Consider the following 14798-nt stretch of genomic DNA (forward strand, 5'->3'; position numbering starts at 1 on the left):
GTTCCGATACAGTGGTCGAATGCGGATGACCATCCCGGTCGCGAAGGTGCTCGCGGCGCTGCTCGCCGAGCCCGACGAGCAGCGCTACGGGCTCGACCTGATGCGATTGACCGGCCTGCCCAGCGGCACCCTCTACCCGGTGCTGCACCGGTTGCAGGGGGCCGGCTGGCTGGCCGCCGACTGGGAGGCGATCGACCCGGTCGCGGCCGGGCGACCCGCCCGCCGCTACTACCGCCTCACCGCCGTCGGGGTGGCGCAGGCCCGCCAGGCGCTCGCCGACCTGCGGGCCGCGATCCCCGACGGCCGTTCATCGTGGGGCGGCACCGAACCCACCGGGGCACCGGCATGGTGACCCGTCGGATCGCTGAGCTGTTGCTGGGGCTGGCCGCGCGCCGCTGGCCGGCGGAGGTTCGCGACGACCTGCGCCGCGAATGGGCCGCCGAGCTGCACGTGCTCGCCGAGAGCGGACGTCGGACGAAGATGGTCGGCTTCGCCGTGAGCCTGGCCGTCAGTCGCGCCGGTGCCCCGCTCGTCGACCGCACCCTGATGCGCGGTCGGGCCGGCCGGACCGTTGCCGCACTACTGCTGTCCCCGATCGCCTGCGTCGGAATCGTGCTCGTCAGTGCCTACACCCTGTACCCGATTCAGCGTTGGTTGATGTCCGAGACCTTGTCCGACCGTACGCAGAAGCCTCTCTGGACGGCGCTCACCCTCGGGATGGCGCTGCTGCTGGCGATGTTCGCCGCGCGTTGGGCCCGACACACCGCACTCGATGGTCCGCTGCGCATCGCGGTCGGCGTGGTGCTCCCCGTCGGGGTGGCAGCGGTTCCGTTCGTCCACGTCATCTATCCGGACCGGCCGGTGGCTGCCGTACCCGGTCTCCTGCTGTGGCTGCTGGGCCTGACGCTGGCGGTCTGGGCCGCGGCGAGCTTCGCCGCCCGGGGTCGACTCCGCGCGGCCTGGTGGGTGGGCGTCGTCGGCGCCCTTGTCGCGGCCGACCTCGCGGTGATCCTCGCCATCGTCGGCACGGTGCCAGGCGGTTTCAGCGGACCCCCGCTGTCACCGGACACCGTCGACGGGATCTCCGCGCCGCTGTGGCTCTTCGTCTCCTGGACGGAGTGGAACTTCGGCCTTCCGCGGCCGGTCCAGTGGGAGATCATCCTGATCAGCGAACGGCTGTTGGTGGAACCGATGCTCTACCTGGCCTGCACGCCGTACGCGCTCGCGTACGCCATCCGGGCGGCCCGGTCGGCGCCCACCGCGGTCGCTCTGGTCCAGACGCGCAGCGCCACGGGCTGGACATACAAGGCGAGCGGAAAGCCCCCTCGGGGTCCCCGAGCGGCGAACGGGTGAGGACAACGGGAGCAATCACCGGAGCGCCGGCATGGTGACCCGCCGGATCGCCGAGCTGTTGCTGGTGTTGGCCGCGCGCCGCTGGCCCACCGACGTCCGCGACGACCTGCGCCGCGAATGGGCCGCCGAGCTGCACGTTCTCGCCGAGAGCGGTCGCTGGACGAAGATGGTCGGCTTCGCGGCGAGCCTGGCCGTCAGCCGGGCCGGCGCCCCGATCGTCGACCGCACCCTGATGCGTGGTCGAGCCGGCCGGACCGCAGCGGCGTTGCTGCTGTCACCGATCGCCTGCGTCGGGATCGTGCTCGTCAGCGCGGTGCTGATGAACGTGGTCCTTGACTGGCTGCTGCTGCCGCCGCAGGTCCAGCTACCGCTCTGGTCGTTGTCGACCGCCGGGTTGGCGGTGCTCCTGGCGGTGCACGTCGCACGCTGGGCCCGGCACACCGCCCTCGGCGGCCCACTGCGCATCGCGCTCGGCGTGGTGCTCCCCATCGGTGCGGTCATGGCCCTGGCCGGGTACACCCTCGACCCCGGCGGCATGGTCGGCGCGGTGCCCGGTCTGCTGCTCTGGCTGGCCGGCTTGACACTGATCCTCTGGGGCGCAGCGACCCTCAGCACGCGGGGGCGGGTCCGGGCGGCGTGGTGGCTGGGCATACTCGGCGCGCTCGTCGTCGCCGACCTCGCCGTCATTCTCTTCGTGGTCGGAAACATTCCCGGCTCCGGCCCCGTGATCGAGGGTACGGCGGGGGACGCCGTCGACCGGATCTCGGCGCCGCTGTGGCTCTTCGCCTGCTGGACCGATTGGAACTTCGGCCTGCCCCGGCCCACCCGTTGGGAGATCTTTCTGATCACCGACGAGGTACTGGTGGAACCCATGTTCTATCTGGCCTGCTCGCCCTACGCGCTCGCGTACGCGATCCGGGCGGCCCGGTCCGCACCCACCGCCGCGGTCGCCCTCGCGCCGACCCCGACGTCGTCGCCGGCCTGAACCGTAGGCGTCGGGAGTGGTGGCTGGCGGCCCAGCGGCCCGCGCGCCTCAGTCGGGTACGTCGTCCCACGTCGTACCCGGCTCCAGGTAACCGGTCAACTGGTTCTCGCGTAGCGCGTACGCGATGACCAGCAGGGCATGCTTGTCCAGCTCGGGCAGCCGGTCCAGCGGGAACCACCGCACGGCCAGCGACTCGTCGTCGTTGACCCGGGCGGTGCCGGCCACCAGCCGGCACAGGAACCCCAGGTTCAGGTATTCGCAGCGGTCCCCATTCGGGTACGTGTGCGGGTGCGACACGGCGCTGGACATCCGCACCGGGGCGACGTCCAGGCCCGTCTCCTCGCGTACCTCACGGACCAGCGCGGTGGCCGGCTGCTCGCCCGGCTCGACGAAACCGCTGATCACCGACCAGCGCCCGTCGTCGGCGCGCTGGCCGAGCAGCAGCTCACCGGCGTCGTTGCGGACCACCGCGCTGACGCTCGGCAGCCAGAGCAGGTCGTGGCCGACGTGCTTGCGCAACCCCAGGATGTAGTCCGGTATCGCCATCCGGCGATCATAGAGGGGCCCTACAGCGAGGCTCACCTGCGCATCTTCTGGTCTTCCAGTCCCACGCGTTTCGCCATTCCGGCCCGACGAACGCAATGCATATCTACTGTGGAGATCGTCGGCGACTTGTGCGATCCGGTGGCGGCCGGCCGGTTCGCGGTGCACAGTGATTCCCATGAGCGACAGCGGACGTGGTGGGCAGTTCTACTGGTGCACCCGGCATCACCGGGTCGAGACGGATGCCGACGTGTGTCCGGCGAAGCACGTTCTCGGCCCGTACGACTCGGCGGCCGACGCGGAGAACGCCCTGCAACGAGTGCAGGAGCGGAACGAGGCGTGGGATGCCGAGGACGCTCGTTGGGCCGGGGAAGACAGATAGGCGGCGCGGGACGGCTCGCGCCGAGGTATTTCGTGCTCCGCGAGGACGCACGCGAGAGCACGTCCCCCGAGGAGGGAACCACGATGGCCGAAGCACAGCAGGCCACCAAGCGCCCGGCCGCCCGACGCACCACCGCGAAGAAGACCGCCGCGGCGGAGCGGAACACGGCGGCGAGCCGGACCACCCCCGTGCGCAAGTCCACCACGGGTGCCGCGAAGGCACCGGCTCGCAAGGCCGCCGGCGCGGCGGGCCGCGCCCCGGCCAAGAAGACCACCACGGCGGCGAAGAAGGCCCCCGCGAAGAAGGCCACGACCAAGACCACCGCCGCGGCCAAGAAGGCCCCCGCGAAGGTCTCGACCACCACCCGCAAGACCACCACCGCCGCCAAGCGGGCCCCGGCGTCCACCGCGCGCAAGACCACCGCCGCCGCGAAGAAGACCACCGGTACGGCGAAGAAGACGGTGAGCGCGGCCAAGAAGACCACCGCCGCGGCGGCGAAGAAGACCACCGCCGCGGCGAAGGCCCCGGCGCGGAAGGCCGCGACCACGGCACCGGCGCGGAAGACCGCGACCAAGGCGTCCGCCGTCAAGCAGACGGCGGCGAAGCAGACGGCCGCGACGAAGAAGGCCGCCGCCAAGAAGGCCCCGGCGAAGAAGACCGCGTCCACCCGCCCCAGCGGCGGCGCGCGCAAGGCTCCGGCCAAGAAGGCCCCGGCCGCGAAGGTGACGGGTACCTCGTCGACCACCGCCCGCAAGGCGGCGGCGAAGAAGGCCCCGGCGAAGAAGACCGTCGCGGCCAAGGCGCCGGCCCGCAAGGTGACCGCCCGCAAGTCTCCGGCTCGCCCGGTCGCCGCCCGAGCCACCGCCCCGAGGGGGGCCCGCAGCGCCGCCCGCAAGGCGACCGGCTGAGCGCGGGCCATCCCCTCGCCGGTCGGATTTCCGGCCGGTCACCGGAAGCGGATCACCCGTGGCGCTGTCAGGATTGACCCGTGGTCATCCGACGCGTACTCGCGCCCCGCATCGACTTCGGCGCGTTGCGCCGCGAACTCGGCCTGCCCGAGGAGTTCCCGGCCGACGCCCAGCGTGAAGCCGACGAGGCGGCTGCGGCACCGCCGCAGCCGCCCGTCGACCGCACCGACATACCGTTCGTCACGGTCGACCCCGCCACCTCGCGGGACCTGGACCAGGCGATGCACCTCGCCCGCCGCCCGGGTGGGGGCTACCGGGTGCGGTACGCGATCGCCGACGTCGCCGCGCACGTCACACCGGGTGGGGCGTTGGAGGCGGAGACCTGGCGGCGGGGGCAGACCATCTACCTGCCCGACGGGAACGTGCCGCTGCACCCGCGCACCCTCAGTGAGGGTGCCGCCAGCCTGCTGCCCGACGACGACCGGGCCGCGGTGGTCTGGACCATCGACCTGGACGCCGACGGCGCCACCGTGGCCGTCGAGCTGGAACGCGCCCTGGTCCGCAGTCGCGCCAAACTCGACTACACGGGGGTGCAGGCGGCCGCCGGGGCCGGGCGGCTACCCGACCCGATCGCGCTGCTGCCGGAGATCGGCGACCGGCTCACCGCGCGTGGGTTGCGGCGCGGCGCCATCAACCTGCCGCTGCCCGAGCAGGATCTGGAGCCCGACGGTGAGGGCTGGCAGCTGGTGCTGCGCGCGCCGGTGCCGATGGAGGAGCACAACGCGCAGATCTCCCTGCTGACCGGGATGGCCGCCGCCGACATCATGCTGGCCGGCCGGGTGGGCCTGCTGCGTACGATGCCGGCACCCAAGCCGGAGGCGGTGCAGCGACTGCGGGCCGCCGCCGCGCCGCTGGGCGTGCACTGGCCGGACGACGTGGGCCCGGGGCAGGTCATCGCCGGTCTGGACGCCGCCCAGCCGCGCGCCGCCGCGTTCATCGACCAGGCGGCCGAGCTGATGCGGGGTGCCGCGTACACCGCCTTCGACGGTGAGCTGCCGGAGCAGCCGGAACATGGTGGCGTGGCGGCCGCGTACGCCCACGTGACGGCGCCGTTGCGGCGGCTGGCCGACCGGTACGCCACCGAAGTCTGCCTGGCCCTGCACACGGGCCAGCCGGTGCCCGACTGGGCCCGCGCCGCGCTGCCGCGGCTGCCCGAGGTGATGGCGAGCACCGACCGGGTTGCCTCGGCGGCCGCTCGTGGCGCCGTCGAGCTGGCCGAGGCGGCGGTGCTGGAGCACCGGGTGGGCGAGACCTTCGACGCGGCCGTCCTCGACGTCGACGCGCCGCCCAACGGCAAGTCCCGGCCCCGGCCACCCGGTGGCACCGTCGCGCTGGACGCCCCGCCGGTACGCGCCCGCTGCCTCGGCCAACTGCCGCTCGGCGAACGGGTCCGGGTCCGGCTGGTCACCGCCGACCCGGTGGCCCGGACCGTCCTGTTCGAGCTGGCCTGACGGGGCCGTCGGCGCTGGCCCGGTCCGCGCCGGCGCGGTCGCTCATGGCAGCGGGGATTCTCACAGCGCTCGGCGCTGCTGCCGGACCGAGCGGTTTGCGAGGATGAGGCCATGGCATACGACGCGAGCACGCTGCCCGACGTGTCCGGGCTGACGATCGGCATCATCGGCGGCACCGGCGACCAGGGGCGGGGCCTCGCCTACCGGTTCGCGCGGGCCGGCCAGACGGTGCTGATCGGATCCCGGTCGGCTGAGCGGGCCGCCGAGTCCGCGGCCGAGATCGCCGCCCTGCCCGGGGTGCCGGCCGGTGGGAGCGTCACCGGTGCGGCCAACGACGAGGTGGCCCGACGCAGCGACGTGGTGATCATCGCGGTGCCGTGGGACGGGCACGCCGCCACCGTCGCCGCCCTCGCCGAGCCGCTCGCCGGTCGGATCGTCGTCGACTGCGTCAACCCGCTCGGCTTCGACAAGCAGGGCCCGTACGCGCTGACCGTCGCCGAGGGCAGCGCCGTGCAGCAGGCCGCCGCGTTGCTGCCCGACTCCCGGGTCTGCGCGGCGTTCAACCACGTCAGCGCTCCGCTGTTGGCCGACCCCGAGGTCGACCGGATCGACCTGGACGTGCTGATCTGCACCGAGGACCGCGAGCTGGTCGACATCGTCGGCGCGCTCGCCGCCCGGATTCCCGGAATGCGCGGCATCTACGCCGGCCGGTTGCGCAACGCCCACCAGATCGAGGCGTTCACCGCCAACCTGATCGCCATCAACAAGCGCTACAAGGCGCACGCCGGCATCCGGGTCACCGACCTCTGACCCGAGCGGCGTGATCCACTCCGGTTCCATGACATCGCGGTGTCCCGGTGCCCGGGACACCGCGATGTCGGCAAACCCGAGTGGATCACGCCGTGCCCGGCGCTAGAAGGTGTGTTCGGCGGCGGGGAACTCGCCGCCGCGGACCTCGTCGGCGAAACGGCGGGTGGCGTCGGTGAGGGCGCCGGCCAGATCCGCGTACCGCTTGACGAAGCGGGGGGCCTTTCCGGTCCGCAGCCCGGCCATGTCCTGCCAGACCAGCACCTGCGCGTCGGTGTCCGGGCCCGCGCCGATGCCCACCGTGGGGATCGGTAGCTCGTTGGTGATCCGCTTGGCCACCTCGCCGGGCACCATCTCCAGCACCACCGCGAACGCGCCCGCCTCGGCCACCGCCCGTGCGTCGGCCAGCACCTCGTCGGCGGCGTCGCCGCGACCCTGCACGCGGTAGCCGCCCAGGGTGTGCTCGCTCTGCGGGGTGAAACCGATGTGCGCCATCACCGGAATGCCGGCGCCGACGATCGCGGCGATCTGCGCGGCGTTGCGGCGACCACCCTCCAGCTTCACCGCGTGACAGCCACCCTCCTTCATGAACCGGACGGCGGTGCGCAGCGCCTGGGCCGGGCCCTCCTCGTACGAGCCGAACGGCAGGTCACCGACGATCAGCGCCTGCCGGGTCGCCCGCACCACCGCCCGTACCAGCGGAAGCAGCTCGTCGGCGGTGATCGGCAGGGTGGTCTCGTAGCCGAACACGTTGTTCGCGGCCGAGTCGCCGACCAGCAGCACCGGCACACCGGCCTGGTCGAAGATCGACGCCGTGTACTGGTCGTACGAGGTGAGCATCGGCCACCGCTCGCCGCGTTCCTTGGCGGCCATCAGGTCGCGGGTGCGGACCCGCCGGGTGGCCGGGCCGCCGTACAACGCGGTCACCTCGTGCGGAGTGGACTCCACCATCTCTGTCTCCCTTCCTCGAGGCCGCCTGCGCGGTCCCCGGGTTCCGTCGCGATCGTCGCACCGTGAGACGGGGTGACGGCAGGGCCCAGTGCAAGATGTCACTCCACCAGCGCGGGGCCGCCGCGCCAGGCATCGCGAGGCCACCCGGGACCGCGCCGCGAGGTCACCGCGCGGCGGCGCCGGGCCGCGCCACCGACCCGGCACCCCCAGGGGTACGGCTCAGCCGTGCTCGCGCCACCGGTTGGTGATCGGCAGCCGGCGGTCCCGACCGAACGCCTTCATGGAGATCTTCGTGCCCGGCGCCGACTGCCGTCGCTTGTACTCGGCGGTATCCACCAGCCGCAGCACCTTGTCCACCACCGCCGGGTCGTGACCCGACTCGACCAGCCCGTCGCGGCCGAGGTCACCGTCGACGTAACCGATCAGGATCGGGTCCAGGACGTCGTAGTCGGGCAGGCTGTCGCTGTCGAGCTGGCCCGGGCTCAGCTCGGCGCTCGGCGGCTTGCCGATCGAGTTCTCCGGGATCGGGGCGGTCTCACCGCGCCGGGCCGCGTCCCTGTTGCGCCACTTCGCGAGCCGCCAGATCAGCGTCTTCCAGACGTCCTTGACCGGGTTGAAGCCGCCCACCGAGTCGCCGTACAGGGTGGAGTAGCCGACCGCCAGCTCACTCTTGTTGCCCGTGGTCAGCACCAGGTGGCCCTCTTGGTTCGACAGCGCCATCAGGATCACGCCACGGACCCGGGCCTGTAGGTTCTCCACGGCCACGCCGGACAGTGACAGGTTGGCCAGGAAACCGTCGACCATCGGCTGGATCGGCTCGACGCGGTAATCCAGGCCGGTGCGCTTGGCCAGGTCGGCGGCGTCCTCCCGGGAGTGCTCCGAGGAGTGCTGGCTGGGCAGCGACACCCCGACCACCCGGTCCGGCCCGAGCGCGTCGACGGCGAGCGCGGCCACCACCGCCGAGTCGATGCCGCCGGAGAGACCGAGCACCACCGACGGGAACCGGTTCTTGTTGACGTAGTCGCGCAGACCCAGCACCAGCGCCTGCCACACCTCGGCCTCGTCGGCCACCGGCTCGATCAGCCCGCCGATGGCGGCCGGGCCGGACGGCGTGGGCGGAATGCCGTCCACGGTGCTGTGCACGATCCGCATGCCGTCCGCCACCGTCTCGGTGGTTGGCGCGGTGGCGGCGGCCGGCAGCTCGACGTCGTGCACGAGCAGGTGCTCGACGAACTGCGGGGCCCGGGTGAGCAACTCACCCTCGGCGCTCACGATCATCGAGTCGCCCTCGAAGACCAGCTCGTCCTGGCCGCCGGTCATGTTGACGTACGCGATGGCGGCGCCCGCCTCGGCAGCCCGACGGCGGACCAGCGGCAGCCGGATGTCGTCCTTGTTCAGCTCGTACGGCGAGCCGTTGATGTTGACGACCAGGCCGACACCGCCCCGCCGGGCGGCGGCGAACGGACCGCCGGCCTGCCACAGGTCCTCGCAGATGGTCAACGCGACATCCACGCCGCCGATCCGCACCACGGTCAGCTCGTCACCGGAGACGAAGTACCGGTCCTCGTCGAAGACCCCGTAGTTGGGCAGGTGGTGCTTGAAGTAGCGGGCGGCCACGACGCCCCGGTGCAGCAGCGCGGCGGCGTTGCGGGCGCCCCGGCCCGGCTCGGCGTCCCCGCTGACCTGCGGAGGCCCGTCGGCGTCCAGGTAGCCGACCACGACCGGCAACTCGCCGAGACCGTCGGCGGCCAGGTCGGCGGCCAGCCGCTCCACGGCGGCCCGGGACGCGGCGACGAAGGAACGCCGGAAGACCAGGTCCTCGACCGGGTACCCGGTCAGCATCATTTCCGGGAAGAGCACCAGCTGGGCACCGGCATCGGCGGCCTGGCGAGTCCAGCTGCGGACCAGGTCGGCGTTTCCGGCGAGGTCGCCGACGCTCGGGTTGACCTGGGACAGGGCGAGACGCAGGGTGGGCATGCCTTCATCTTGCCCCAGCCTCCGGGCGACAATCCGTACCCTCGGACGAGATTGCCGCCACCTGCCGCGACGGGCGCCCGCCAGGCCGCGGCGGCAGGAGCTCGGCCGTCACGGCGACGGACGTGGCGACACGGCTGGGGCCCGCGCTCGCCGGGCGGGACACGAGGGGACGGCCGGCGGCAGTTCGCGTAACGTCTGCGTAACCAGGCCCGGGAACACTGGGCGATCAGGTCGGGTGCAGCCCGGCCAAGGCGGACAAAAGAGTGTCGCGAGGGGTTGGGGAAGTGGACCGTCAGCAGGAGTTCGTCCTCCGCACGCTGGAAGAGCGGGACATCCGGTTCGTCCGGCTGTGGTTCACCGACGTTCTGGGCACGCTCAAGAGCGTTTCGGTGGCGCCCGCCGAACTGGAGGCGGCCTTCGAGGAAGGCATCGGCTTCGACGGCTCGGCGATCGAAGGTTTCGCCCGGGTCTTCGAATCGGACATGGTGGCCATGCCCGACCCCACCACCTTCCAGGTCTTCCCCTTCGAGGGCGGGGTCAGCGGCGAGAGCGCCCGGATGTTCTGCGACATCCTGCTGCCCGACGGCGGCCCGTCCTGGGCCGACCCCCGGCACGTGCTGCGCCGCGCGCTGTCCAAGGCAGCCGAGAAGGGCTTCACCTTCTACACCCACCCCGAGATCGAGTTCTTCCTGCTGGAGAACGGTCCGCAGGACGGCTCGGTGCCCACCCCGGTCGACACCGGCGGCTACTTCGAGCACACCACCCACGCCGTGGCACGGGACTTCCGCCGCCAGGGCGTGCTGGCGCTGGAACGGATCGGCATCTCGGTGGAGTTCAGCCACCACGAGGTCGCGCCCGGCCAGCAGGAGATCGACCTGCGCTACGCCGACGCGCTGACCACCGCCGACAACATCATGACCTTCCGGCACGTGGTCAAGGAGGTCGCACTCTCCACCGGTGTGCAGGCCAGCTTCATGCCGAAGCCGTTCACCGACCAGCCGGGCAGCGGGATGCACACCCACCTGTCGCTGTTCGAGGGGGAGCGCAACGCCTTCCACGACAGCGGCGACCCGATGAAGCTGTCCAAGGTGGCGAAGTCCTTCATCGCCGGTCTGCTGGTGCACGCCCGGGAGTACACGGCGGTCACCAACCAGTGGGTCAACTCGTACAAGCGGCTCTTCCCGCAGCACCTGCCCGACCGGATCACCGAGAGCCCGGCGTACGTCTGCTGGGGTCACCTCAACCGGTCCGCGCTGGTCCGGGTGCCCGCGTACGGCAAGCCCAACTCGGCCCGGGTCGAGGTCCGCTCACTGGACTCGGCGGCCAACCCGTACCTCGCCTTCGCGGTGCTGCTCGGCGCCGGCCTCAAGGGCATCGAGGAGGGGTACGAGCTGCCGCCGGGCGCCGAGGACGACGTCTGGTCGCTGACCAGCGCGGAGCGGCGCGCCATGGGTTACGAGGCGCTGCCGGAGAACCTCGCCGAGGCGATCGACGTGATGGCCGGCTCCGAGCTGGTCGCGGAGGTGCTCGGCGAGCACGTCTTCGACTTCTTCCTGCGCAACAAGCGGGCCGAGTGGGAGCAGTACCGCCGCGAGGTCACTCCGTACGAGCGGCAGCGCTACCTGGCCCTGTAGACGCGGGGGCTGACGCCGTTGCGCGCTGCCGCTATCGTCTCGATCACCGCGCCGGTACCCCTCCGGGCGGAGAGTCGGGAGGCAAGTCGGTGCTGGAGGATCTGTTCAGCGGTGCCTGGCAGAGCGTCGTGTTCGGGATCGTCGGCGTCGGCCTCATGGCCGCCGGCTTCGGGCTCGTCGACCTGCTCACCCCGGGCCGGCTGCGAGACCTGATCTGGGTCGAGCGCAACGCCAACGCGGGGTTGCTGCTCGCCGCCAACCAGCTCGGCATCGCCGGGATCGTCTTCACCGCGATCCTGACCAGCTACAGCGACTTCGGCAAGGGGCTCGCCTCCACCGTGGTCTTCGGGCTGGTCGGGTTGGTGATCATGGCATTGGCCTTCGTGGTGCTGGACCTGCTCACCCCGGGCAAGCTCGGCGAGGTCATCTGCTCGCCCGAGCCGCACCCGGCCGCCCGGGTCAGCGCCGCCACCCATTTCGGGGCCGCGCTGATCGTCTGCGCCTGCATCGCCTGAGGCGGCTGCCCACGCCGCCGTGCGGGCGGCCGCCGGTGGGCGTCGTACCCCGGTCGTAGCGTGCCGGGCATGAACCGCACGGATCGCCTCTATGCGCTGGTCGAGGAGCTGCGGGCGGTGTCACCACGGCCGCGCAGCGCCCGCTGGCTGGCCGCGCGCTTCGAGGTGAGCAGCCGGACCATCGAACGGGACCTCGGCGCGTTGCAGGAGGCCGGGGTGCCGATCTGGGCCGAGCCCGGGCGCACCGGTGGCTACGTCCTGGACCGCGCCCGCACCCTGCCGCCGGTCAACCTGACCGCCGCCGAGGCGGTGGCGATGGCCGTGGCGCTGCACCGGCTCGCCGGCTCGCCGTTCGCCGGGCCGGCCGCCACCGCGCTGCGCAAGCTGGTGGCGGTGCTGCCGGCCGCCGACGCCGCCGAGGCACACCGACTCGCCGGCCGGGTGCACCTGATCGGCGACGGGCCGACCACGCCCGTCCCGGCCACCGTCGCCGACGCGGTCGCCGCGCGGCGGGTGCTGCGCATCCGGTACGCCGACCGCGCCGGCGCCGACTCGACCCGTGACGTCGAGCCGCTCGGCTACCTGGGCAACTCCCGACACTGGTACCTGGTGGCCTGGTGCCGTCTGCGCGACGAGTTGCGGTGCTTCCGCACCGACCGGATCCGGAGCGTCTGGGCGCTGCCCGACGTGGTGCTCCGGGAGTTCCGCCCGACGGATCTCGACATCCCGCACGAACGGGTTCGCCCGCTGAGCCTGGTCTGAAACGGGCGCAGCGCGGCGGGCCCGGTGGGCCTGGCCGCTAAAAACCCCGCCGGGTGATCCGGAAACACCGACAGGACGCTGTCGCCAACGGCCCCGAGACTGCTCCAGACGACGGCCGAACGGCCGGCACGGAAGTTCTGGAGGCAGCAGATGTCCAGGTCCACCACGCCCATCACCTGGTTCGAGATCGGCACCGACCGGCCCGAGGACGCGGAGCGGTTCTACGGAGAGCTGTTCGGCTGGACCTTCGAGGAGCAGGGCTCGACCAACGGCGGGTCCTACCGCGTTACCGGGGCCGGTGGCGACACCGGGATCGGCGGGGCCATCCGGGCGACCGACGGGACGTCGCCGAACTACGCGGTGTTCTACGCCGAAGTCGCCGACGTGGCGGAGACCTGCCGACGCGCCGAAGCGGCCGGCGGCCGGGTGCTGGTGCCAGCGCGTACCGCACCGAGTGGTCTCACGTTGGCCCACCTACTCGACCCGGCGGGCAACCACCTGGGCGTGTTCGCGCCCCCACCTCAGTGATCGACTCGGTTTTCATGATGTCGCGGTGTTCGAGTGCGCGGGATGCCGCGACTTCCTGGAAACCGAGTCGATCAAGCTGCGACAGAGCCGAGCCGGCCCCGGCCCGACGGGGCGGACCAGGGCCGGCAGGGGCGTATCGAGGGCGGACCGGGGCCGACGGGGCGTACCGAGCTGGCTCCGGCCTGCCAGTGCCTGTCGGGGCCGGACCCGCCGGACTACTTGCCGGGCGTACCAGCGCCGTGGTGGCCGCCGGGGCCGCGGTGGCCACCCGGACCCGGGAAGACGCCGGCCTCGACGGCCTTGGTGATGGCGTCGGCCTGCTCCTGGGTGAGCTTGCCGTCCTTGACCGCCTGGTCCAGGCGCTGCTTGAGCGCGGCCTGCCGGTCCTCCGCAGACGGGCGCTGCGGTCGGTCGGTCGGCCGGTGCTGCTCGCGGATCTTCTCCAGTGCGGCGGTCACCTTGTCGGTGGGCACGCCGAGCTCCTTGGCGAGCGCCTCGGCGAACTCGCCCTGCCGGTCGGCCTTCGCGCCGGGAGCCGTACCCGGAGCCGCGTCGGGAGCCGCGGTGGTGCTGGCGCTCGGTGTCGGCATCGCAGTGTCGGCGGCGAACGCGATCGTCGGGGCCGCGATCCCGACGCCGAGGACGCCGGCGGTGGCCAGGCCGGCCAGCAGGTGCTTCCTACGGATGGTGCGGGACATGCTCTCCTCCAGAGGTTCGGTCATCCTGCGCTGTCGTCACCGACAGTGACCGGGCTGTCTGGGCGGAAGCCGTGGCGACCCTGTCAGCGAGCTGACAATCCTGGCCGGCGGTGGCTGAAATCGGTTGTGTCGTCGCCGGCCGAGCGGTCAGGGTGGGTGATCCACCGACGGAAGGACACCGCGGAATGACCGTCGAGATTCGGGAGATCCCCCTCGTCGAGGCGGACGCTGGGCCGTACGCCATCACGCCTGGCCCGGACGGCGCGCTGTGGCTGACGCTGGCCCATGCCGGCGGAATCGCCCGGTTGTCGCCGGACGGTGCGGTCCGCACCTACCCGCTGGAGCCGGCCGGCGGTCGCCCGTTGATCATCACGGCCGGGCCGGACGGTGCGCTCTGGTTCACCCGCTCGGGAGACGACCGGATCGGGCGGATCACCGTCGACGGCGAGCAGCGCGCCATCGCCCTGCCGGCCGGCACCGGGCCGGGCGGCATCGCGGCGGGGCCCGATGGAGCGCTCTGGTACGCCGGGATGACCTCCGACACGATCGGCCGGGTGGAGACCGACGGCACCCACCGCGCATTTCCGCTGCCGGTGACCGGCGGGTTCGCCTCGATGATCACTGCTGGCGCCGACCAGGCTCTCTGGTTCACCCTCAACCAGGCGAACGCGATCGGCCGGATCGACCTCGACGGCCGGGTCACGCTGTATCCGTTGCCCACCGCGAAGGCGGGCCCGGTCGGCATCGCCCTCGGCGACGACGGCGTCATCTGGTTCGTGGAGATCGCGGCCGGTCAGCTCGGTCGGATCGACCCGGATGGCGAGATCGTCGAGTTCCCGCTGCCGGACCGGGCGGCCCGTCCGCACGCGATCGTGGCCGACCCGGACGGCGGCGCGTGGTTCACCGAGTGGGGTGCCAACCGAATCGGCCACATCGATCCCACCGGACAAATCGAGGGCTACGCCCTACCCACCCCCAACGCCGAACCGCACGGCATCACCCGCACCCCCACCGGCATCTGGGCCGCCCTGGAGATCGGCGCAATAGCCCACCTGACCCCACCCACCATCCCGCCCACCCCCGCCTGACTCCCCGCTCGCCCCGGGTGACCCGCCCATTCCTCAGCCGCTGCCCCGCTTGATCAAGAGGTTTGCGTCAGGATCCGCTCCGAACATGACGCAAACCTCTTGATCACGGGGGCGGGGCCGGGAGGGTCGGGGGGCGGGGGGAGGGAGGGGAGGGGC

At 72.4% G+C, this 14798-nt stretch carries 16 protein-coding genes; 12 read left to right on the forward strand and 4 right to left on the reverse strand.

Features of this window, described 5'->3' with window-relative positions:
* Positions 1-19 precede the first annotated feature (19 nt).
* The 3 genes from AC5L30_RS31630 to AC5L30_RS31640 are packed head-to-tail and all read left to right on the forward strand — an operon-like array spanning position 20 to position 2338.
* Positions 20-352, forward strand: coding sequence for a PadR family transcriptional regulator (locus AC5L30_RS31630; RefSeq protein WP_494871823.1), 333 nt, complete (start codon positions 20-22; stop codon positions 350-352).
* Entirely contained in the window at positions 346-1353 is a 1008-nt protein-coding gene (locus AC5L30_RS31635) for a hypothetical protein (RefSeq protein WP_494871824.1), read from the forward strand. The genes AC5L30_RS31630 and AC5L30_RS31635 overlap by 7 nt, the downstream gene beginning before the upstream one ends.
* A gap of 31 nt (positions 1354-1384) precedes the next feature.
* Positions 1385-2338: a hypothetical protein gene (locus tag AC5L30_RS31640; RefSeq protein ID WP_494871825.1), complete on the forward strand. Its 954-nt coding sequence runs from the start codon at positions 1385-1387 to the stop codon at positions 2336-2338.
* A gap of 48 nt (positions 2339-2386) precedes the next feature.
* Here the strand turns inward: AC5L30_RS31640 and AC5L30_RS31645 are convergent, their stop codons facing one another.
* The gene (locus tag AC5L30_RS31645; RefSeq protein ID WP_494871826.1) at positions 2387-2884 is read right to left on the reverse strand and encodes an NUDIX hydrolase; all 498 of its coding nucleotides are present in this window, start codon (positions 2882-2884) and stop codon (positions 2387-2389) included.
* A gap of 175 nt (positions 2885-3059) precedes the next feature.
* Here AC5L30_RS31645 and AC5L30_RS31650 point away from each other — a divergent pair, with 175 nt between their 5' ends.
* From AC5L30_RS31650 to npdG, 4 genes are all read left to right on the forward strand, one after another.
* Positions 3060-3263 carry a hypothetical protein gene (locus AC5L30_RS31650; protein ID WP_109820768.1) on the forward strand — a complete coding sequence of 68 codons (204 nt, stop codon included), beginning with the start codon at positions 3060-3062 and terminating at the stop codon, positions 3261-3263.
* 83 nt (positions 3264-3346) lie between these two features.
* Positions 3347-4171 (forward strand): histone, encoded by an 825-nt coding sequence (locus AC5L30_RS31655; RefSeq protein ID WP_494871827.1) that lies wholly within the window; start codon positions 3347-3349, stop codon positions 4169-4171.
* 80 nt (positions 4172-4251) lie between these two features.
* Complete coding sequence (locus AC5L30_RS31660) at positions 4252-5682, forward strand: RNB domain-containing ribonuclease (RefSeq protein WP_494871828.1); 1431 nt, start codon at positions 4252-4254, stop codon at positions 5680-5682.
* Positions 5683-5793: 111 nt separating this feature from the next.
* The gene (gene npdG, locus AC5L30_RS31665; RefSeq protein ID WP_494871829.1) at positions 5794-6492 is read left to right on the forward strand and encodes an NADPH-dependent F420 reductase; all 699 of its coding nucleotides are present in this window, start codon (positions 5794-5796) and stop codon (positions 6490-6492) included.
* A 102-nt stretch (positions 6493-6594) separates the two neighbouring features.
* Here npdG and panB read toward each other — a convergent pair whose 3' ends face one another.
* Both panB and AC5L30_RS31675 read right to left on the reverse strand, forming a co-directional pair.
* Positions 6595-7440 carry a 3-methyl-2-oxobutanoate hydroxymethyltransferase gene (gene panB / locus AC5L30_RS31670; protein WP_494871830.1) on the reverse strand — a complete coding sequence of 282 codons (846 nt, stop codon included), beginning with the start codon at positions 7438-7440 and terminating at the stop codon, positions 6595-6597.
* A 219-nt stretch (positions 7441-7659) separates the two neighbouring features.
* Entirely contained in the window at positions 7660-9417 is a 1758-nt protein-coding gene (locus tag AC5L30_RS31675; RefSeq protein WP_494871832.1) for an NAD+ synthase, read from the reverse strand.
* Positions 9418-9701: 284 nt separating this feature from the next.
* Between AC5L30_RS31675 and glnA the strand changes: the two genes are divergently transcribed.
* From glnA to AC5L30_RS31695, 4 genes are all read left to right on the forward strand, one after another.
* On the forward strand, positions 9702-11051 hold the full coding sequence (glnA, locus tag AC5L30_RS31680; RefSeq protein ID WP_091409557.1) for a type I glutamate--ammonia ligase: 1350 nt from the start codon (positions 9702-9704) through the stop codon (positions 11049-11051).
* An 89-nt stretch (positions 11052-11140) separates the two neighbouring features.
* Positions 11141-11566, forward strand: coding sequence for a DUF350 domain-containing protein (locus AC5L30_RS31685; protein ID WP_494871834.1), 426 nt, complete (start codon positions 11141-11143; stop codon positions 11564-11566).
* Between the two features lie 69 nt (positions 11567-11635).
* Positions 11636-12328, forward strand: coding sequence for a helix-turn-helix transcriptional regulator (locus AC5L30_RS31690; RefSeq protein ID WP_494871836.1), 693 nt, complete (start codon positions 11636-11638; stop codon positions 12326-12328).
* A gap of 150 nt (positions 12329-12478) precedes the next feature.
* Complete coding sequence (locus tag AC5L30_RS31695) at positions 12479-12856, forward strand: VOC family protein (protein WP_494871837.1); 378 nt, start codon at positions 12479-12481, stop codon at positions 12854-12856.
* Positions 12857-13071: 215 nt separating this feature from the next.
* On the opposite strand, the gene AC5L30_RS31700 is transcribed toward AC5L30_RS31695, so the two are convergent.
* On the reverse strand, positions 13072-13554 hold the full coding sequence (locus AC5L30_RS31700) for a hypothetical protein (protein ID WP_494871865.1): 483 nt from the start codon (positions 13552-13554) through the stop codon (positions 13072-13074).
* 185 nt (positions 13555-13739) lie between these two features.
* Between AC5L30_RS31700 and AC5L30_RS31705 the strand changes: the two genes are divergently transcribed.
* Positions 13740-14642, forward strand: a complete 903-nt coding sequence (locus tag AC5L30_RS31705) for a Vgb family protein (RefSeq protein WP_494871839.1) — start codon at positions 13740-13742, stop codon at positions 14640-14642.
* Positions 14643-14798 lie beyond the last annotated feature (156 nt).

The sequence above is a fragment of the Micromonospora sp. BQ32 genome (genome assembly GCF_059358895.1).